Raw genomic sequence first — 19,117 nt, 5'->3', positions numbered from 1 at the left:
ACCGACCTTGGTTCACCTACGTTGGTGGGCGTGTATATGTACAGTGACAGATTCAAACACAAGGGCCATCGCCGCACCGGTGAATTTCGATTGATGGCGGACGGCCGTGCGGTCGTGACGGTCTTCGATCCGTACGCCGACAATGAAGTGTGGCAATGGTTTGAAAACGGTATTGAAATCCTTGGCGCCACGGATGTGGTGCGTGCAGACGATGGTCTTGCTTTGATGCGAGCATTGCTGCACCCGGCCGATGAGAGCCGCATCATTTGCCGAGATGAGAGCTCGAAGAGCTGACTTTCCTGTTGGTGGGCTCCGGCGACCCCAACGGCGCGCACTTCGAATGTTGGACCATGCTCGCCGCCTTCGCCGAGCAGACCGGGCGGGTGGAGATCGATCCGAGTAAGGGTTGGCCCGCGATGCTACTGGATCTGCTCGAAACGGACCTTTCCCGTAGCCGAGCGCCCATGCCGCCGTAGCTCGGCCGCAGCCGTGGTCGGGCGCTCTTCCCCGCATTGGTAGGCGGGTCCCATTGCGGCGTTTAGGATTTCGGCTCGGCTGCGGTATCGCTATCCCAAACGGACGGGGCACTTGCGATGGTTGTTCGGGCTCGGTGGTCGCGGGCGGGTGCTGCTTAGGTGGAACGCCCGGTCGATGCGTTGTTGGCCCACATTCCCCCTCCGGTGCAGGAGATGGTGTGTGGCAGCGAGTTTCCCCGTGGCGACCCGGCGGGGATGCGCCGAGCGGCCGCCGTGTGGCAGGAACGCGCGGGACGGTACGAGCAACTGCGCAGGGAAGCGGACGTGCTCGTCGGCGGGTTGCGCGTGGTGGTGGGTGCGTCGACAGTGATCGGGTCGGCGGTCGCCGATGCCGGAAATCGGTTCGCGGAGCAACTGGAACAGGCGGCGAGCTTCTGCACCGAGAAGGCGACGCAACTGGAGCGAAACGCGCTGAACGTGGAAAAGGTCCAGTGGGAGATCGGCTTTCTGCTGGTGACGGTGCTGTACCAGCTGTTGTGTGCGGGCGGCTGGAGCGGCATCGGCGGATTGATGGTGGCGCGGCGTGCGCGGGAGAGCTTCGAGTGCCTGCTGGCGAAACTCATAGCGGCGGCCGCATCGGAGTCGGCGACCGTTACCGGGGTGCGCACGGCGCTGCTGGCGACCCGGGTGCTCGGCGTGGGAGCGCTACAGGCGGGCATCGATCTCGGTGCCCAGTTGGCGCAGGGTGAGCACCGCGCGAGCATTGACGGTGCATCGATACTCACCGCCGCTGTGGCGGGCACAGGTGCGGGTGTCGGCGGCGTTGTCGGTGCGCGCGCCGCCGCGGCGTTGGTGTCCGAGGCCACCGCAACCGGACGGCTCGCGGTGAGCGCGGCTGCCGGTGTCGCGGGTGTCTTCGGTGCCGTTTCCGCTGCGGCACTGATGAATCGAGAGGTCGATCTGAGCTGCGCGGACATCATCGGTGGGGCGGTCTTCGGCGCCCTGGCGGGGCGTACAGGTGCGGGCCGCGCAATCGAAGGAGATGTCGAGCGGATTGCCGCGACGAGCCGGACACCGGACCGCGCAACCGAAGGGGACGTCGAGCCGCTTGCTGCGACGAGCCAGACGTCGGGGCACGCACCCCGAATCGACATCGCAGAGCAGGGAATTGGCACGCTGCAGCGACTGGCGGCGACCGCCGATCGGGAGGCCATGGACCTGTTGTGGCGGTTGGACGGAGTCCAGGTTGTGGGACCTGGCGGGGTGCAGGGGCGTGGCGGCGACGGCGGATCGGTGAGCTGGCCGAGTGGACACAGCGATCCCGGCAGCGGTTGGGCACCACCGGGGGCGGCGGGGTTCGGTGGGCCCGGTCCGGCGGGCGGCGGTGGCCATGACCACGTTTCCGCATCAAGCGGGGCCGGCCCGCTATGGGGGCGTGCCGCGGTGGGCGGACGAGAAGATGCCGGCGCCGGATTCGCTTCGGGCCGAACGGGTCTGCTCGGCGCGGCGACCAGACCCGTCGGCGGTGTCGAGACGTTGCCTGCCAGCGCGACATCCAAGGCAAGAAGTCAGGCATACCTGTCGATACCCCGGCCGCACGAAGGTGGCCCGCTCGAGAACACGCCACCGCCGCGGCCTCAGATCTGGGTGGAACGGCAGCAGCAACTCGGTGTGCCGGTCCGGACCCCCGAATTCGAAGTTCCGGCGCGGCCCGTATCGGATCCGGCGGTTCCGGCGCGGCCTACATTGGATCCGGCGGTTCCGGCGGCGCCCGTATCGGATCCGGCGGTTCCGGCGCGGCCTACATTGGACCCGGCAGCTCCGGCGCGGCCTGCATCGGACCCGGGCACCCCGTCACCCGGAGAAACGCCGCAGCGGATCGCTCCGGCGGTGCGTGCGGACACCGAGGCGGGATCTTCCTCGACCTGGCCCGCTCGCCCCCTCGCTGTTCCGCGCCACACCGACTTCGTGTTCACGCCGGAAACCCAAGGTGCGCCCAGTGACCCGACATTGGCTCCGCCCGTGCTCGATCCAGGCGAAGTGCGGCCTGGTGCCATCGCGTCACCCGGTCGGATCGCAGACCCGACCGAAATCGATCAGCTGAGTCTTCAGCCGACGCCGAGCGGCGACGGCCAGGGCGACGACGCTGCTCCGCCTGTGCCGACGCCGCACCTAGCGGCGTCGGATGAGCCGACGTCGGCTGCGGCATCCGACGACAGCGCAGCGGCCGCGGCGACCGAAAGTGGTGCGGGACCGGAGGACACGCGGTTCCGCGGCCGTGGTACCGAGGATGCCGCGATGCGGGACGAGACGGGCGAACGACCGGCCGCTCCGGAGGCGGATCGGCTCGTGCAGTGGTGGCAAGCTACGGAGGCAGCGCACGAAGCCGGGGTACCGACACAGAGTGTGAATCAGTACGCGCGCATGCATCAGCTGGACGAACAGCAGGTACGGCGCTGGCTGATCACTGCGGGCGTTGATCCGGATGGCCCGTTGGCGGCGCCGGATACGCCTGTGCCGCAACCGGATAGCGATCTGGCGGCGGATTGGCTACGCGAGATGCGACGGTACCTGGCCTTGACGCCGGACCAGATGGCGGAGTTGACGGGAGTCGGCGTCGGTGTGTGGCCCGCGCTGGAATCCGCGCGAAGCCATCGTGGTGCAGGTCCGTGGCAAGCGGCGCTGCGCAGGGCCGTTCGGGCGCTGCTGCGGCGGGTGCCCGATGCCCGCCACCTGTACGGCGCCACTATGCCGCGGTTCGGACTCGATCGAGGCAGGCCATCCGGGATGGGCGAATTCCTGCGCTCGCTGCGGGAGTCGAAGGGCTGGACGCTGGAGCAGCTCGCGGCGGCGCTCGGTGATCGGGTCGCCGCGGTCACCGATCGCGAGACCGCGCGTGGGTTGCGGAAAGGGTGGGATAAACATCTGGTGGTGCTCGCTTTCGGAGCCGAGCCCGTCGATCAGTGCGAGAGCTCCGTCGGTAGTGCGCTACAGCAGCTGCGGGAGCAGCTCGAGGTGACGCCGGAGCAGCTTGCGGCGCGAATGGCCGTGGTGGCCCGTGACATTCAGGACATCGAGGCGGGTTCGGCGGCGCCGACATTGGCGATCGTCGAGTTGTATGTCCGGGCGTTGGCACCCGACGGTCGCGCCGGGCCGTTGCTTCGGCAGCTGCGCGTCGAACGAGGTGGGGAGACGCGTCAGTTCATCGTGGCGGCGCAGGTCAGCATGACCCGGCTGCACGCGCGCGAGCGCATCGGGGTGCTGCCTTCGGTGGAGGCATGGGAAGCGCATTTGGGAGCTCTGCTCGGACCACCGCAGGGTGCGGCCGAGGGCGGCGTTCACCTCGGGACGTACTTGCGTCATCTTCGCGAGCGCGCCGACCTGACCATCGAGCAGCTGGCCGAGCGTATGAGCCCGACCCCTGCGATCATTCGTGCGCTGGAATCGGGGAGCTCGGCGGTCTCAGCGGAAATCGTGGAGCCATACCTGGCGGCCCTGGCTCCGCGCATACCGCGCTTCCCTGAAGGGCACCCGATTGTCGGGTCCTATATCCGGACCCTGCGGGAGGTCGCGGAGTGGACCACTCCCGAACTTGCCGACGCCGCGGGCGTCAAGAAAATGGCGGTCGACAGCATGATATCCGGACGATCCATTGGGCCGGATGCGGATGTAGTGGCGGCTTGTTTCCATGCGCTTCCGCATGCCTCGGCCACGTGGTCCGAGGTGGGGGAGACGTTTACCTACATACCGAAGGAAGCAATCGTGTTTCCGGATCCGTACGCGACCGTGTCGTTGCACGAATACGCGCGATACTTCCAACGGATCAACAGAATCGGCAAGCTTAAAATGGACGAGCTTTTCGGAATGCAGATCAATGACTACGGTCGTGAACTGGCGAGATCATCCGTCCGGACAGCCCTGCGGGTATACGACACGCTCCTGTGTGAGTCCGGCATACCGTGGAATGCATTTGCCGTGGCGTGGGACTACGGCTATTGGATGGACCCTCGTGGAGAATCCGTGCCTCGTCCGGTTGATTACGGTTCCGTCAATGATTGGGTGTGGGCGCTCCGTCATTTCCGGCGTGCGCGTCAGCATGAATTCAGTGAGCTCATCGGTCGCTCCGCAACGTGGGTCCACCATGTTGAAACCACGTCTTCGAAGCCGAGCCTGACGGCGTTGCGTGTCCTGGCTGACAGGTGCGCTGTGCCCAGTTCGATACTCCGAGAGGCGATAGAGAAGTTCTCTGCGCGAGGCCTCGGTATCGACGCTGACCGCGAGGAAGTCGCGCTGTTCTGGCGCTATATAGAAACCAGGCCCGGTTCGGAGGAAGAGCGTGCGATCCGCAACCAGATCGCACAGAAGTACGCGTGGATCCCCCGCTTCATGGCCCGCCGCCGTTCCTACCGGGCGCTGGAAGATCAGGATCTTCTTCAGCGCCTGCACGAGACGGTCATCAGAACGATCATGCATCATGTTCCTGGCTCACCGTTTATTCCACATGTGATGGCGAACTGCCGCGGCGCGATGTACAAATTCATACTCGCGCAGCGGTTCCCGGACGCGCCCGAGCGAACGCGAGAGCTGATCAGCAAGGTCGAGCTGTACTCCAACAAGCGCTACCAAGAAACCGGCGCACAACCGACCGCGGCTGAGATCGCCCATGCTCTCGACCTCACCTCAGAGCAGGTCGACGAGGCCAAGTACTGGCAGAGCGTCGCCCGTCCCTCCTCCTTGGATAAGCCAATAGAGAGTGCCCGGTCTCGCGACAGCAACCTCACGCTCGCCGACAAGGTCGCCGACAAAACACCGCCGCCACCGATCGAGGATGATCCGAACCTGACGGACACCATCCGTGATGCGGTGGCAGATCTGCGTGATCCCGACACCGTGACGCGGCTCGTGGAGCTGAACTATCTGCACGGGTACACCGTCGCCGAGGCGGCTACCCAACTGAAGTTGGATCCGGCGGAGGCCGAGCACCTCCTCGGGCAGGCGGCGGAACGACTGCGAGCACTCTTTTCCGGCGAATCGGACCGGTCAACAAGCATCGAGTGGGACGACGTGATGGATCTGGATCCCTGATTCAGCGAGGCGAGGCGATGGCCTCCTCCTGGACGGTCGAGGAGCCGAAGCCAAGGGTCGAGCTGCCGCAGCGCCGGTAGCCTCGATCGAGGAACCCAACGCGATGAGGAGATGCCATGAGTCGAGCGGTGCGGATCGGAGTCCAACTGCAGCCCCAGCATGCGCCGAAGTACGGGCTCATTCGTGACGCGGTGCGGCGCGCGGAGGACGCGGGGGTCGACATCGTCTTCAACTGGGATCACTTCTATCCGCTCACCGGCGACCCCACCGGCGCGCACTTCGAATGCTGGACGATGCTCGCCGCCTTCGCCGAGCAGACCGAGCGGGTGGAGATCGGTGCGCTGGTCACCGGCGGCGGTTACCGGAATCCGGACCTGCTCGCCGATATGGCGCGCACCGTCGACCACATCAGCGACGGCCGCCTCATCCTCGGCATCGGCGCAGGCTGGTTCAAGAAGGACTACGACGAGTACGGCTACGAGTTCGGCACCCCGGGCAGCAGGCTCGCGCTGCTGAAGGAGAACATGGCCAGGCTCAGCGCGCGGCTGAAGACGCTGAACCCGCTGCCGACCAGGGACATCCCGATCCTCATCGGCGGCGGTGGCGAGAAGAAGACCCTGCGCCTGGTCGCCGAGTACGCGGACGTGTGGCACAGCTTCGCCGACCTCGATGACCTCGCCCACAAGAACAAGGTGCTCGCCGACCACTGCGCCGCCGTCGGCACCGATCAGGCGCGGATCGAACGCTCGGTGCAGTGGCCCGGCCTCGCGAAGGCTCCTGCGTTTGTGGAGGCAGGCGTTTCGCTGTTCACCATCGGCGTCAGCGGTCCCGCATACGACCTGAGCGAGGTGGAGCGCGCGATCCGCTGGCGGGACGAGGTGAACCCGGAGCCGGTGCGTGGGCTTGCCTGAGCCGGTGAACCAGAGTTCGGATCACGATGATTTGAACTCCACCGGCCCTGGTCCGACTTGTCCCGTTCCTGGTGGCGGTGCGCTGACGTCGGGGTAGCTGCGGGTTAGCACCTCGCGCGCGGCTAGGGTTGTTCATCATGGCTGGTCTGCCCGCTGTGCGGTCTCGTGCGTTGATCGCCGTGATATTGCTTGCCGTTGGCCTCGCGGCCACGGCTTGTGGTTCCGGCACCGAGGGTGATGCGTCGTCGGAACGCAACCTGTGCTCGCCGCCCGGGGTGAGCTCGGCGTCGGCCGCGCCGACGAACCTGGCCTCCGCGCAGACCGCGGGCGCGGACAAGTACACGACCGCGACCACCGCGCCGCTCGCCTCGATCGACACCTCGAAGCTCGGGCTGATCACGCCGGGCAAGCTGAGCGTCGGCACGCTGTCGGACGCGCCGCCGAGCATCTGCGTGAACGGCAAGGGCGCGTTCACCGGCTTCGACAACGAGCTGCTCACCGCGATCGGCGCGAAACTCGGCTTGCAGGTGCAGTACTCGGGCACCGAGTTCGCCGGACTGCTCGCCCAGGTCGCCGGCGGTCGCTTCGATGTCGGCTCGTCGAACATCACCACCACCGACGCGCGCCGTCAACTGGTCGGCTTCACCAACGGCTACGACTTCGGGTACTTCTCCCTCGTCGCGCCGAACAGTAGCGCCATCAAGGGCTTTGCCGACCTGAACCGCGGCACCCGCATCGCCGTCGTGCAGGGCACGGTGCAGGACGAGTTCGTGATCAACACCCTGCACCTGGACCCGGTGAAGTTCCCCGACTACAACACCGCGTACGCGAACCTGAAGTCCGGTCAGGTCGACGCCTGGGTCGCGCCTGCCGTGCAGGCCGAGGGCCTGATCAAGCCGGGTGACGGAATAGCGGTGTCGCAGAACACCTTCAGCCTGGACAACTTCGTCGGCTACGCCGTCGCCAAGACCAACCAGCCGCTGATCGACGCGCTCAACAGCGGCTTGGACGCGGTGATCGCGGACGGCACCTACGCCAGGCTCTACGCCGATTGGGTGCCGAGGGAGCTGCCGCCGGGCTGGAAGCCGGGTTCCAAGGCGGCGCCGCTGCCGCAGCTGCCGGACTTCGCCGCCATTGCCGCCGAACGCAAGCCCGCCGATGCCGCCGACAACGCGCCGAAATCCACGCTGCAGCAACTGCGCGACACGTTCTTCGATTGGTCCTTGTACCGCAAGGCTTTCCCCGACCTGTTCAAGACGGGTCTGCCGAATACCCTGATCCTTGCGGTGGTTTCGGGTGTGCTCGGCACCGTCCTCGGCATGTTGCTCGCGGTGGCGGGCATCGCACGGACGCGCTGGCTGCGCTGGCCTGCCCGGGTCTACACCGATATTTTCCGCGGGCTGCCCGCGGTGGTGATCATCCTGCTGATCGGCCTCGGCATCGGCCCGGTCGCCAAGAACATCACCGGAAACAACCCGTACTGGCTCGGCGCGGTAGCGCTCGCATTGCTGGCATCGGCCTATATCGGCGAGATCTTCCGTTCCGGTATCCAGTCCGTCGAGCCGGGACAGCTGGAGGCGGCGCGGGCCATCGGGTTCGGCTACCGGCAGGCAATGACCTTGGTGGTGATCCCGCAGGGTGTCCGCCGGGTGCTGCCCGCGCTGATGAACCAGTTCATCGCGCTGATCAAGGACTCCTCGCTGATCTACTTCCTCGGCCTGCTCGCCACCCAGCGCGAGCTGTTCGCGGTCGGCCGCGACCTCAACGCGCAGACCGGCAATCTCTCCCCGCTGGTCGCCGCCGGTCTGGTGTACCTGCTGCTGACCATCCCGCTCACCCACCTGGTGAACTACATCGACCGCCGCATGCGCACCGGTCGGCCGGACCGGCCGATCGACCAGGTCGAGGCCGCCACGATCACGGAAGGGCGCGGATAAAACATGAGCGAGCGCAGCGAGCGAATCGACAACACAGCGCCAGGAGGCGATCATGACGGAACCGAGCGCCAGCGAGGTGGAGGCATGAGTGCCTCCCTCACCGGTAGCGGTTTGCATCTGCGGCTCGGGCACAATCATGTGTTGCGCGGCATCGACATTCACGTCGACGCAGGCAAGACCACGACCGTCATCGGCCCGTCCGGCTCTGGCAAGTCGACGCTGTTGCGCGTGCTGAACCGGCTGCACGAGCCGGATCAGGGCGACGTGCTGCTCGACGGCAAGTCCGTGCTCACCGAGGATCCGGATCGGCTGCGGCAGCGCATCGGCATGGTGTTCCAGCATTTCAACCTGTTCCCGCACAAGAGCGTTGCCGACAATGTCGCGCTTGGCCCGCGCAAGCTGCGCGGGTTGTCCAAGGAGCAGGCGCGTGCGGTCGCGGCGGAGCAACTCGAGATCGTCGGTCTCGCCGACAAACTCGACGCGCGGCCCGCGAATCTGTCCGGCGGACAACAGCAACGGGTCGCGATCGCCCGCGCGCTGGCGATGAAGCCCGAGATCATGTTCTTCGACGAGGCCACCTCGGCGCTCGACCCCGAGCTGGTGAAGGGGGTGCTCGCCCTGATGGCCGATCTCGCGTCCGGCGGCATGTCGATGATCGTGGTCACCCATGAAATGGGGTTCGCCCGCACCGTGTCCGACAGCGTCGTCTTCATGGACGAGGGGCAGGTCGTCGAGACGGGAACACCCGATGCCCTGTTCGACAGCGCCGAGACGCCGCGACTGCAGCGTTTTCTGTCTCAGGTGCTGTAGCGTCGCCTAGCGCACCCTTGGTTAACTCCATTGATGCGCACCTGTTAATGTGTTGTCGCTCACATATCCATCTGTCCATGCGAGGAAAGAGGGAGATCTGATGACGACAGCGCACATGGAGCACACCGCGCACGAGCACGCGCACGGCCCCAATTGCGGCCACACCGCGGTCGAGCACGGTGACCACGTCGACTACGCCCACGACGGCCATCTGCACCGCGAGCACGACGGCCACTACGACGAGTGCGAGCCGAGTGGCCATGTCGAACACGCCGGCCACGACCACGTGCACGGGCCGGACTGCGGCCACGAGGCCGTGCAGCACGGCGACCACGTCGACTATCTGCACGACGGCCACCGCCACGCCGCCCACAACGGGCACTACGACGACCACTGAGGTTGCCCATGGTCGCGGAAGACTGGACTGCTTCCGCGGCCACCGGCCGGGCGGGTACCTCTGCATCGTCGGTGTGAGGTTCTAGAGTCAACTCCGTGATCGAGGCAATCGAGATTCCTACCGCTGCAGGCACCTTCGATGCGCTGGCCTGCGGGGACGTCGGCGGGCGGGAAGTCATGCTGCTGCATGGGTTTCCAGAGTCGGCCATCGAATGGGAGTTTCAGCTTCGCGCGCTCGGCGGCGGCGGATGTCACGTGGTCGCGCCTGATCAGCGCGGGTATTCGGCCGGAGTGCGGCCGACCAAGGTCGCCGACTATCGGCTCGAAGAGCTGGTCGGCGACGTCACCGCGATCGCGGACGCACTGGGTTGGCAGCGTTTCGATCTGGTCGGACACGACTGGGGCGCCTACGTCGGGTGGGCGGCAGCGGCGGAGCTGCCCGAGCGGATCCGTAGCTTCACTGCGGTGTCCTTCCCGCACCCCGCCGCATTCTTGCGGGCGATGACCGAGGACGAGGACCAGGCACAGCGCTCGCAGTACTTCGCACTGCTGCGCAAACCGCGCGTCGCCGAGCGGGCACTGCTCATGGACGACGGCGCCGGGCTGCGGAAAATCTTCGAATGGAAGATCCCGGAGGAGCGCGTCGACGAGTACGTGCACCGGTTCAGCCAGCCGGACGCGCTGACTGCCGCGTTGAATTGGTATCGGGCGATGCACCTGTCCGGCCCGACCGCGCCGGTGACGGTGCCGACGCTGTACGTGTGGAGCACCGACGACACCACGGTCGGCTCCACTGCGGCATTGGCCACCGAGAAGTATGTGACCGGGCCCTACCGATTCGAAATGGTCGAAGAAGTGTCGCATTGGATTCCGGAGCAGGCTCCCGAGGAACTGACCCGGTTGATCATGCAACACCTGCTCGCACACCGTTCTTGACCTGGTTGGGCGAACCGGATTCGCGCGGACACCACATCACTAGACTGGGATTGCAAGCGCCACATTGCGTTCGGTGGGGAACGTAGTCCGCGAGGGGACTGTGATGTCGTACGAATGGCCGTTGGATCCCGAAGACCTGTTCGTCGAACGGTATCCGCAGATGTTACGCAGCGGCCTGACCGCCACCGATATCCGCGAGGTCCGCGCGGCGGTCGTCGAGATGTGGCCGGACGCCCCTGGCGGCTGGGTCTACGAATGGTCGAAGCTCGCCGCGCGTTACGCGGCGGACGGACGGCACGATCGGGCCGCGGCGGCCTACGGATGGGCGAAGTTTCCCTGTCTCGCCGACGAGGCCAAGCACGAGGCCCTCGATCGCCAGTTGGCGCAGTACCTGCTTGCCGCACCGGGTTTCGGTGTCGACTTCGAGCGGCGCGTCCTGCGGCTGCCGTATCGCGACGGCACGACCGACGTGCCCGTGCACCTGTTCACGCCGCCCGAACTACCCGACGCCGCACCGGTGCTGCTGGCCAGCGGCGGCGTCGACACCTGGAAGATGGACCTGCACAGCCTGTTCGTCTTCTTCGCCATGCAGACCGGAGTCCGGTTGCTGGCCTTCGATATTCCGGGCACCGGCGAAAGCGCCGTGCCGATGCGTGGCGACGAGGGTGGCCAGCTGGTGGACGGCCTGATCGAGGCAGCCCGAAAGCTGGGCGGCGGCAAGGTCGCTCACCTCGGCATCTCGATGGGTGGCTACTACTCGGCCCGCTCGGGTCTGTCCGGTGCGGTCGATGCCGCCCTGGTCCTCGGCGGACCGGTCGAGCACGCGTTCACCGAGGACCGCCCGTGGCGATACGGAATGGCAGGCATCATCGGCAACGCGCTCGGCTTCGACGCGCCACCCACCGACGCCGCCCAAGCCGAAGCGCTGCACGGGTTCTCGCTGCGTCCGCTGCTGGACAAGGACGACAACGCACCCATGCTCGTCATCAACGGAGCCGACGATGTCCATGTCCCACAACACGACACGTTGGTTTTCGCGGGTCGCCGCGGCACCGAGGTCGCGCTGCTTCCCGGCACCGGCCATTGCGCGACCAGCGAATTGGCGCAGGTCGTGCCACGAATGACCGGCTGGCTCAGCGCGACGCTGGCGTCGTGAGCGCGCCGAGGTCACAGCATTCGATGATCTTGGTGACGATTCGATGACGCGCCGATCCGTGCGGCGCACCGCTCCGAATGCGGAGCATGCCCACGAGTACACGCAACCTGCATGAGCTGCCAGCGGAGATCGCCACCGTTATCCGTGACGTTGTCGCGACCGGCGAAGACACGGTCATCGCCGACGGCGGCACCGAGATCGCGGTGATCATGTCGATCGCCGACTACGAGCGATTGCACGAGTACGCCGATATGGCCGACGCCGCGCGGCCGGGCTACGCCGGCGAGAGCGAGGTCAAGGCGATGTCCATCGCGGAGATGCTCAACGTGCTCGGTGTCGACCCGACCGTGGTCCGCACGTTCCGCGATTGACCTAGGGCCTACACCTGGAAGGTGGCGAAGGCCGACCACAGCAGCGGCGAGTGCTCGATGGTGCGTTCGGTGCGCCAGGCACTCAACTGCTTACGCTGCCACTCGGCCAGGGCGGCGACCGGGTCCGGCTGCTCGTGCGCCGCGTCGATGGCGCAGATGGCCTGCTGCAGCGGGGTCGCCTCGGCGGGCGCGCCCGCGATGCGATGGAAGGCGAGGTCGGTCGGCAGCGGCCAGCGGCTGGCCGTCACCAGCTCGGCGCCGCCGCTGATCATGGCGGCGGTGAGGCCGAGCGCCTCGGTGAAGCGCAGGTCGCCGCCGCTTTCGCAGGCGATGAGCGCGACCCGGCTCGGGATCGGCCAAAGATCGTGCCCAGCAGTGGGTTCCCCGGTCAGCGTGTGCGTGCCGAGCAGGAAGTCCTTGGCGGACAACGGGCGATGAGCACGGGTCGAGGTGGCGAAGCCGAGTGCGTCGGCGGTGCAGGCCAGGTGGAGCTCGGCCGCCTCGCTCTGTCCCGATTCCGGTGCCGCGGCGGTGACGTGGCCGACGTAGACGAGCCGGCTTGCCCCTGCGCGCAGTGTGGTGCTGAGCCACTCCCTGTCGACATCGGTCCGACGGAAGACCTCCGTCGGATCGGGCACCGCGGGGCGCAGGCGGTCGTGTGCCGCGTAGTCGGCGATGCGTTGGGCCAGTGGGGTATCCGCCGTCATCCGGCCGAGCACCGAGCCGAGGAACGAGTCGGCGCGGAAGCCGGGGATGCGCGGGTCGAGCACCGCAACGATCGGTGCGTCGTTGGTGTCGGCCCAGGTGCGCGCGGGACGTCCCGGCGCATGCGCGATGCTCGCCGGCGCGAGCAGGCTGACGTCGGCGATGTCGATCAATCGCACCTCGGGGCCCGGCGCGATGAGCTCCCACGGCACCTGGGCCACCCGTGGCGATGGTTGCAGTCGAATGTGCGGGCGCACGCCACGCTGGTACAGCTCGTACAGCTGGGCGGCCAGCGCCTGAGGGAGCAAGGCTCGGGAAAGAGCCTGGGCGACTAGGTATTCGGCGTTGTGGTCGGCGAATGCGCCGGTAGTCATGGCGCGTTCGACGCCGCCGGGTTCGGCCGGGTCCGGCAGGGCGGCGGCCAGTCGGTGCACGGCCTCGAGCACCGGTTCACCCGGCAGCATGGCAGCGCCGCGCGGTGCGGTGTCCCCGGTCCACCGCCAGGACATGTACACATCGCCCGCGTCGGCCATGCGCACCACGACGGTCGGTTGCTGTGCGGTCATCGGGTCAACGCCAGCGGTCATACGGTCAGCACCAGCTCGTCTCGGATCGCGCGGCCATACCGTTGTTCGGCCGCTTCGATGTAGGGAGCCAACGCGATTCGGCCTTCGGCGGCCAAGGCGAGGTGCGGTGGCGGGGAGACCGGCAGTCCGGCGCTCGCCGCGACCCCGGCCAGCGCCGCACCCAACCGCACGGGGACGGCAGTCGGCGAAAGGGGTGCGTGGAGTGTGGTGGCACCCGGTTGGGTGGCGGAGTCGACCGGTGGCTCCGGTAGTTGGAACGGCAGCTGCGTGCGGTGACCGCCTTCGGCCCGGTCGATGTTCACGGTGGTGCCCGCGCACTGTGTTTCGATCAGGTCGGCGAGCAGCAGTCCGTTGCCGGTCAGGTAGGCGAAGCGGAACGCCAATCGCATGGCAGGGTCGGCGATCTCGCGGTTCCACTGGTCGCGCTGGCTGCCGGTGGGCAGTGTGTAGCGCACGGCGTCGATGGCGAGTGCCGCGGGGACGGCGAGGCCGACCGCCGTGGCGAGCAGCTCGGTCGACGGCGGCTGCGTGGCCTCGATCGCGCCCTCCAGCAAGGTGGCATGCCAGTAATCGAGCTGGGCACAATGCATTCCGAGACCGTGCGCGGCGTAGGTGTGGAACGCCTCGGCGAGCAACTGCTCGCACTCGTCGGGCCGTTCGGTCTTGAAGGCCACGGTGGCCAACCGGATGCGCAGGTCGGCGGCGTCGAGCACCGCTCCGGACGCGACGAAATACGTGAGACTTTGGCTGTAGAGCTCTGCCGCCGTGGCGAGATCGTCGCGACCCTCCGCGAGGAATGCCATGGTCTTGAGCCCGATTCCGGCGCGGTGGCCGAGCCCGGCCTGCTCGAAATACTGCTGACTGGCCCGCAACGGCGCCTCGGCCGCATCGAGGCGGTCACAGCGGACCAACATGGTGGCCAGATTCTGCTGTGTCTCGGCGACGGCATTCCGGTCGCCCGCCGAGTCGAACGCCGCGAGGGCCTGCTCGGCGAAGTCGATGCCGAGGTCGCGCCGCCCGGTCTCGAAATGCGTTGCGGCCAGGTTCATCAGCGGATGCCCAGCCAGGTGCGGTGCGAAACGCAAAGCCGCGTCGAGAGATTCGGTGGCGAGCTCGGCCGCGTAGGCCCAGTGCTGGCGATGCATGGCGACGGCGGTCAACGACAGCAGGCAAGCGACGCGCAGCACCCCCTGATCAGTGCTGTCCGCCAGCAACTCGCGCGCCTGCTCCAACGCGGCCTGCGCCTCGTCGAGCTCGCCGAGGTGCTGCAACGCCTGCGACATGTTGACCAGCGCACTGGGCCGAAGCCGCGGCGCATCGGCAGGCATCGCCGCCAAGGCCTCGCGGTACAGGCCGAGTGCCCTGGTGTGCTCGCCGAGTTCGTCGGCCATGCTCGCCGCATTGACGATCGCGCTCAAGCGCACGTTGCCGGTGGTGGCGCGGGCCGCGTCTTCGAAGATGCGCAAAGCCCCTGCGGTGTCGCCGCGGGTGTAGGCCTCGGCGCCTGCGGCGAGCAGGGCCGAGTCCTTGTCCGGTGTTTCGTCGTCAGCAGGTGGCATGTCGGAAATCCGAATCGGAGTAGGCCGCCGAAACAGCGAGGCGGCGGGCAAGAACGTCGTCGGGCGACTCGTGGCCGGTGTCGGCGAATGTCATGTCAGAAGTCCGATTCCGAGTCGGCGGCGGCGATTTCGGCGAGCAGCGGGAGATCGGCCGCGCTGTCTGGCGCTTCGGCCGCGCGGCGCAGCCGAGCCGCGGCCAGCTCGCGCACGCGGCGGCGCAGTTCCGCCTCAGCGGTGGTGTCTTCGACGCGCGATGACGGAATCTCGTCGGCCGCGAGGGGATTCGCGGCGTCGGCAGTGTTGCGGCCGACGCCGGGAACCGAAACATCAACGAATAGTGCGGATTCCGCGCCTTCGGGTGCGGTGACCGCCGCGTGCCAGGTGTCGCCGTTCAGCTCCATGGTCGTCGTCGCGGTGCCCGTTGCCGTGCGGATCAGCGCGTGCGGATGCAGGTGCGGTGGCACTTCGCCACGCAACTGCGGTGCGGCGACCGCCCGCACCTGGACCGTCGTCGTGCCTGCGACGCGCAGCACGTCCCACGACACCGCGCGTTCGGAGGCGTCGAGCAGGCCGGGCGGGCACCGGCGCCAATCCCAGCCGCCGGTTCCCCTGGCCAGGACGAGTGCGCCCGGTGGTGGTGTGGTCGAAGGCCCTGCGGCGAGGGCATAGTCCTCGGCGCGGCCGAGCACCGCAGGCATCAGCTGCCGCTCGTCTGCCCCGAGGGGCGCATCGGCACCGTCGACGAGCATCTCGCACTCTTCGGCCAGCGCGGCGATCTCGTCGAGGAGCAGCCGGTCGTCCAAGGGCGCGATGTCCTCGATGATCGATGCGGGCCACCATCGGGCCGCCCAGTGCGCGTAGCTGAGCCGCCACGCGTTCGCGACGAGCTCAGGAAGGGCTGGGGCGGCGGGGAATTCGCCGGTAGTGCCCTCGTCCACCGCGAGGGCGACCGCTTCGCCGAACACCGCCCAGATCCACTCCTGCGCCTGCTCGGCATCGTCGACTACGGCGGCAGGCAGCCGCTGGTCGCCGTGCAGCCCCCAGGACAGATACCCGCCCACCACTTCGAGCACCAGCGTATCGATCGCCGGTGCCCCGTCGAGGACGGTCGGCGCGTCATCGGGCCCGATGACGACGAGTCCGTCGTCCTGTCGTCGGACGTGCACGATATCGAGCATCAGCTTGCCCTCGATTCCGCCGAATCCGGCCCTGCAGCAAGGGCACTGGCGCTCAGCGCCTGTTTGACCCTGGTCCGGTGGTCGAGCATGACCGAACGGGCGACGCCGTCGAGCAGATCCCACAGCTCGTTCGGATCGAACACGCCGAGCTCGCGAACATCGCGGCCGTGCAGGCGAACCCAGAGCCGCCGCAGGTACGGCCGCCACGGCGTGGACAGCTCGGCGGCGATGGCGGCCAACGGGCCTGCCGGCGCGGCGTCGGTGTCGATGTGTACCGCTAATCGCCGGGCTTGCAGCACGTAGGCCTCACGTTGCCAGCGGCTGTTGATGATTCGATGTGCGGCGGTCTCCGCGTCCGCGTGTGGTCGCGCCTGGGCTGCGTCGACTCGATGCCGCCGGGTCGCGGTCCCGATCGGGGAAAGGCCTTGGGCAAGCGTGATGCCCGCTGTCGCCGTCACCCGCAGCGTCTCGTCCAACAGTGCCAACGGCGCACAGCTGCGCGCGATCTCGGTGGTCACCAGCTCTGGAACGGGCGGCAGTTCGGCGCGTTCGGTCGACGCCTGCAACGCCGTGAACACCCGTTCGTACACAGTGCGATCGAACGGCAGCCCCAGCGTTGCTGTCGAGGCCGACGCCCCGACCGCAGGCCGCTGCGGTGCGCGGTGCGCGGTGAGCCCGAGCTCGCCGGCGGAATACCCGGAGTCGCTGCGCCACAGTCGGATTCCGGCATGGGTGCCCGCGTGCGCGGACACCAGCTGATCCAATGCCGCCTGTCCGTTGTCCCTGCGCTGCGCCAGCCGCGCGGTGGCGCAGGTGTCGAGGAGCGCGCGCAGAGTGACCGTGTGGTCGGCGCCTGCCGGACCGTGCAGCGGCCGCCGCCCCCAGGCGATCTCGATCAGCCCGGCAAGTTCCGAAGTCCGTTCGGCGACATACTCCTTCAACGCCTGGGTGGTTCGGCCCGCCGTGTACTCGTGAATGTCGCGCAGCGCCGCCTCGGCTACCGCCTTGTCCCGCAAGGGATCGGGCAGCCCCGTCGTCGTCGCGAGTTCGAAACAGCGCTGGAAGTACAGGTCCTGCGGATTGCCCTCGGTGATCCGCAATGTCCGCCGCACCTGCTTGAGCAGGGTGAACCAGGCCGCGGTCGCGCGCAGCACGTCGGCTGCCGCGTGCACCCGTGCCGCGAGCAGCACTGCACCGTCGGCAGTGAGGATCGGCCCCGCACATGCCGGATGCTGCACCGGCCGGATCACCAGCGGATCGAGCACGAGCTTCACCGTGCGGCGCAGCGGACCGCCGTGTGGGCCGCTGAGCGGCTCGACACCGTCGAGCTTGCGCCACACCTCGTCGAGCACCATGGCGCGCGGTCGTCGCATTCGACCAGGCTAACGGACTTTTCCCGAATCCGGCCCGGCGAAAACCTGGGATCGGTAGGCCGCGCATCGTTCCTACCTTTCTCATATCGGCCCACCCACTCCCGGGGGGAACGAACCGAGAAGGGCACCGGCCCTTCGCCGAAAGGAAGCACCATGAACACCAAGTCCGTCACCGCCGCCCTCGCCGCTGCTGCCGCCGCGACCGCGCTCTTCGTCACCGGCTGCAGCGACAACGCGAGCAGCACGCCCGCCAAGTCCTCGGCGGCGCCTGCCACGCAGGCCAAGACGACGCCGTCGGGCGACTCGTCCGCCTCGGTCGACGGTAAGCAGCTCGCCGCGAAGTTCACCACCACCTGCGCGAAGCAGGCGGGGACGCTGGCACTCGCACTGACCGACACCGCCAACGGCACCTACGGCAACCTGTCCGTGAGCGCCACCATCACCGGCACCGACACGGTCCAGGCGGTGGGCATCGCGGGCAGCAAGGGCGGGGACTCGGGTCAGCCCTACGCGGTCGGCTTCGGCAACGGAATGCCGGGCGGCTCGGCGAAGCTCACCAAGGACGGCAACACCTACAAGATCAGCGGTGAAGGCGTCGGCGCCCCCGACCTGACCAACCCGCTGGCAGGGCCGAAGACGTCCAAGTTCGATGTCACCTTCGCCTGCTCCTCCGTCGTCGGCGGCTGAGCTCACCCACCATCACCCGAATTGTCCACGGCCCGCTCGAGTTCGAGCTCGAGCGGGCCGACAACACCGGCGTGCCTGCCGAATAACCAAGGACCATCATGAAATCCCTCCGCTGGATCGCCGTCGCCCTCGCCGCGCTCGCCATCGGTTACTACCTCCTGCACGGCCTCACCTACGTCCGCACCTCCGAGTACGAGCCCGCCGGAATGGGTTGGCTCGGTTGGCAGATGGTGTTGCCGATCATCGCCCTCACCCTTGTCCCGATGGTGTTCGCGTTCACCGGTGAGGGCATCATCGCCGCGTTCACCGGCCGCAACAGCGCCGCGTTCCGCAACGGCCTGCTCGGGCTCGGCACCATCACCTCGTTCCGGCAGACCGGTTTGACGGTCAACGACCAACCACAGGTTCGCATCGAGTTCCGCGTCGAGGGCATGGACGGCAAGACCTTCGACGCCGCCGCGAAAATGATTGTGCCGCTGACGGAATTGGCGCTGCTGCAACCCGGCGTCGTGCTCCCGGTGCGTTATCTGCCCGACCGGACCGACAAGGTCGAGGTCGACCTGTCCGGCGATCCGGCGACGGCGCAGCAGGCGATGAACGAGTCGCTGATCCGCAAGGGCATCACGACCAGGCACAAGCTCGACATCGCCGAGCGCGGCATCGCCACCCAGGCGGTGGTGCAGGCGCTGTCGGTCACCGGCACGATCCGGGACGGGCACTCCGAGGTCGCGCTCGGACTGGTCGTCACGCGGCCGGACGGCTCGACCTACCGCACTCAGGTCACGAAGTTCCTGGCGCCGAGCACCATCGGTCAGGTGCAGGTGGGCCGGATCCTGCGGGTGCACTATCTGCCGGGCAACGAAGACGAAGTGGTCATCGCTTTGCCGGTGAATGCCTGACGGGCACGGCCGACCTCAGCCCGCATTGGGCGGGGCCGACCCTGGCCCGCA

15 protein-coding genes and 1 pseudogene are annotated in these 19,117 nt (G+C 67.7%); 12 read left to right on the top strand and 4 right to left on the bottom strand.

The window, feature by feature from the left end; genetic code table 11:
* Window positions 1-30 precede the first annotated feature (30 nt).
* From ACGFNJ_RS03505 to ACGFNJ_RS03460, 10 genes and pseudogenes are all read left to right on the top strand, one after another.
* Window positions 31-294 (top strand): hypothetical protein, encoded by a 264-nt coding sequence (locus ACGFNJ_RS03505; protein ID WP_393442907.1) that lies wholly within the window; start codon window positions 31-33, stop codon window positions 292-294.
* Between the two features lie 17 nt (window positions 295-311).
* Window positions 312-392 (top strand): annotated as a pseudogene (locus tag ACGFNJ_RS03500) (LLM class F420-dependent oxidoreductase); the annotation flags it as partial.
* A 243-nt stretch (window positions 393-635) separates the two neighbouring features.
* On the top strand, window positions 636-5,561 hold the full coding sequence (locus ACGFNJ_RS03495) for a helix-turn-helix domain-containing protein (RefSeq protein ID WP_393442905.1): 4,926 nt from the start codon (window positions 636-638) through the stop codon (window positions 5,559-5,561).
* A 116-nt stretch (window positions 5,562-5,677) separates the two neighbouring features.
* Window positions 5,678-6,472, top strand: coding sequence for an LLM class F420-dependent oxidoreductase (locus tag ACGFNJ_RS03490; RefSeq protein WP_393442903.1), 795 nt, complete (start codon window positions 5,678-5,680; stop codon window positions 6,470-6,472).
* Window positions 6,473-6,609: 137 nt separating this feature from the next.
* Window positions 6,610-8,409, top strand: coding sequence for an ABC transporter substrate-binding protein/permease (locus ACGFNJ_RS03485; RefSeq protein WP_393442901.1), 1,800 nt, complete (start codon window positions 6,610-6,612; stop codon window positions 8,407-8,409).
* Window positions 8,410-8,493: 84 nt separating this feature from the next.
* Window positions 8,494-9,219, top strand: a complete 726-nt coding sequence (locus ACGFNJ_RS03480) for an amino acid ABC transporter ATP-binding protein (RefSeq protein ID WP_393442899.1) — start codon at window positions 8,494-8,496, stop codon at window positions 9,217-9,219.
* A gap of 100 nt (window positions 9,220-9,319) precedes the next feature.
* Window positions 9,320-9,616: a hypothetical protein gene (locus tag ACGFNJ_RS03475; RefSeq protein WP_393442897.1), complete on the top strand. Its 297-nt coding sequence runs from the start codon at window positions 9,320-9,322 to the stop codon at window positions 9,614-9,616.
* Window positions 9,617-9,711: 95 nt separating this feature from the next.
* Window positions 9,712-10,551, top strand: coding sequence for an alpha/beta fold hydrolase (locus ACGFNJ_RS03470; RefSeq protein WP_393442895.1), 840 nt, complete (start codon window positions 9,712-9,714; stop codon window positions 10,549-10,551).
* Window positions 10,552-10,654: 103 nt separating this feature from the next.
* Window positions 10,655-11,707, top strand: coding sequence for an alpha/beta hydrolase (locus ACGFNJ_RS03465; RefSeq protein ID WP_393442893.1), 1,053 nt, complete (start codon window positions 10,655-10,657; stop codon window positions 11,705-11,707).
* A gap of 86 nt (window positions 11,708-11,793) precedes the next feature.
* Window positions 11,794-12,078 (top strand): type II toxin-antitoxin system Phd/YefM family antitoxin, encoded by a 285-nt coding sequence (locus ACGFNJ_RS03460; protein ID WP_393442891.1) that lies wholly within the window; start codon window positions 11,794-11,796, stop codon window positions 12,076-12,078.
* An 8-nt stretch (window positions 12,079-12,086) separates the two neighbouring features.
* Here the strand turns inward: ACGFNJ_RS03460 and ACGFNJ_RS03455 are convergent, their stop codons facing one another.
* The 4 genes from ACGFNJ_RS03455 to ACGFNJ_RS03440 form a co-directional block, all read right to left on the bottom strand.
* Entirely contained in the window at window positions 12,087-13,349 is a 1,263-nt protein-coding gene (locus tag ACGFNJ_RS03455) for a CHAT domain-containing protein (protein WP_393442889.1), read from the bottom strand.
* A gap of 17 nt (window positions 13,350-13,366) precedes the next feature.
* Window positions 13,367-14,929 (bottom strand): tetratricopeptide repeat protein, encoded by a 1,563-nt coding sequence (locus ACGFNJ_RS03450; RefSeq protein WP_393442887.1) that lies wholly within the window; start codon window positions 14,927-14,929, stop codon window positions 13,367-13,369.
* A 95-nt stretch (window positions 14,930-15,024) separates the two neighbouring features.
* Window positions 15,025-16,107: a hypothetical protein gene (locus tag ACGFNJ_RS03445; RefSeq protein ID WP_393442885.1), complete on the bottom strand. Its 1,083-nt coding sequence runs from the start codon at window positions 16,105-16,107 to the stop codon at window positions 15,025-15,027.
* Window positions 16,107-17,462, bottom strand: a complete 1,356-nt coding sequence (locus tag ACGFNJ_RS03440) for a hypothetical protein (RefSeq protein WP_393443743.1) — start codon at window positions 17,460-17,462, stop codon at window positions 16,107-16,109. The genes ACGFNJ_RS03445 and ACGFNJ_RS03440 overlap by 1 nt, the downstream gene beginning before the upstream one ends.
* A gap of 171 nt (window positions 17,463-17,633) precedes the next feature.
* Between ACGFNJ_RS03440 and ACGFNJ_RS03435 the strand changes: the two genes are divergently transcribed.
* Together ACGFNJ_RS03435 and ACGFNJ_RS03430 are read left to right on the top strand one after the other, a co-directional pair.
* Window positions 17,634-18,167, top strand: a complete 534-nt coding sequence (locus ACGFNJ_RS03435; RefSeq protein ID WP_393442883.1) for a lipoprotein LpqH — start codon at window positions 17,634-17,636, stop codon at window positions 18,165-18,167.
* A gap of 95 nt (window positions 18,168-18,262) precedes the next feature.
* Window positions 18,263-19,066, top strand: a complete 804-nt coding sequence (locus tag ACGFNJ_RS03430; RefSeq protein WP_393443741.1) for a hypothetical protein — start codon at window positions 18,263-18,265, stop codon at window positions 19,064-19,066.
* The last annotated feature ends 51 nt before the right edge of the window (window positions 19,067-19,117 follow it).

It is taken from the genome of Nocardia sp. NPDC049149, from assembly GCF_043197455.1.
In the GTDB taxonomy this organism is placed as follows: Bacteria; Actinomycetota; Actinomycetes; order Mycobacteriales; family Mycobacteriaceae; genus Nocardia.
Note: the sequence above shows the minus strand (reverse complement) of the source record. Positions and strands in the feature narration are given on the sequence as shown.

Excerpts from the sequence above, each read along its gene's own strand:
- ACGFNJ_RS03475 (WP_393442897.1), top strand. The coding sequence starts at position 9,320 with ATGACGACAGCGCACATGGAGCACACCGCGCACGAGCACGCGCACGGC.
- ACGFNJ_RS03460 (WP_393442891.1), top strand. The coding sequence starts at position 11,794 with ATGCCCACGAGTACACGCAACCTGCATGAGCTGCCAGCGGAGATCGCC.
- ACGFNJ_RS03490 (WP_393442903.1), top strand. The coding sequence starts at position 5,678 with ATGAGTCGAGCGGTGCGGATCGGAGTCCAACTGCAGCCCCAGCATGCG.
- ACGFNJ_RS03485 (WP_393442901.1), top strand. The coding sequence starts at position 6,610 with ATGGCTGGTCTGCCCGCTGTGCGGTCTCGTGCGTTGATCGCCGTGATA.
- ACGFNJ_RS03455 (WP_393442889.1), bottom strand. The coding sequence starts at position 13,349 with ATGACCGCACAGCAACCGACCGTCGTGGTGCGCATGGCCGACGCGGGC.
- ACGFNJ_RS03450 (WP_393442887.1), bottom strand. The coding sequence starts at position 14,929 with ATGCCACCTGCTGACGACGAAACACCGGACAAGGACTCGGCCCTGCTC.
- ACGFNJ_RS03435 (WP_393442883.1), top strand. The coding sequence starts at position 17,634 with ATGAACACCAAGTCCGTCACCGCCGCCCTCGCCGCTGCTGCCGCCGCG.
- ACGFNJ_RS03480 (WP_393442899.1), top strand. The coding sequence starts at position 8,494 with ATGAGTGCCTCCCTCACCGGTAGCGGTTTGCATCTGCGGCTCGGGCAC.
- ACGFNJ_RS03465 (WP_393442893.1), top strand. The coding sequence starts at position 10,655 with ATGTCGTACGAATGGCCGTTGGATCCCGAAGACCTGTTCGTCGAACGG.
- ACGFNJ_RS03445 (WP_393442885.1), bottom strand. The coding sequence starts at position 16,107 with ATGCTCGATATCGTGCACGTCCGACGACAGGACGACGGACTCGTCGTC.
- ACGFNJ_RS03440 (WP_393443743.1), bottom strand. The coding sequence starts at position 17,462 with ATGGTGCTCGACGAGGTGTGGCGCAAGCTCGACGGTGTCGAGCCGCTC.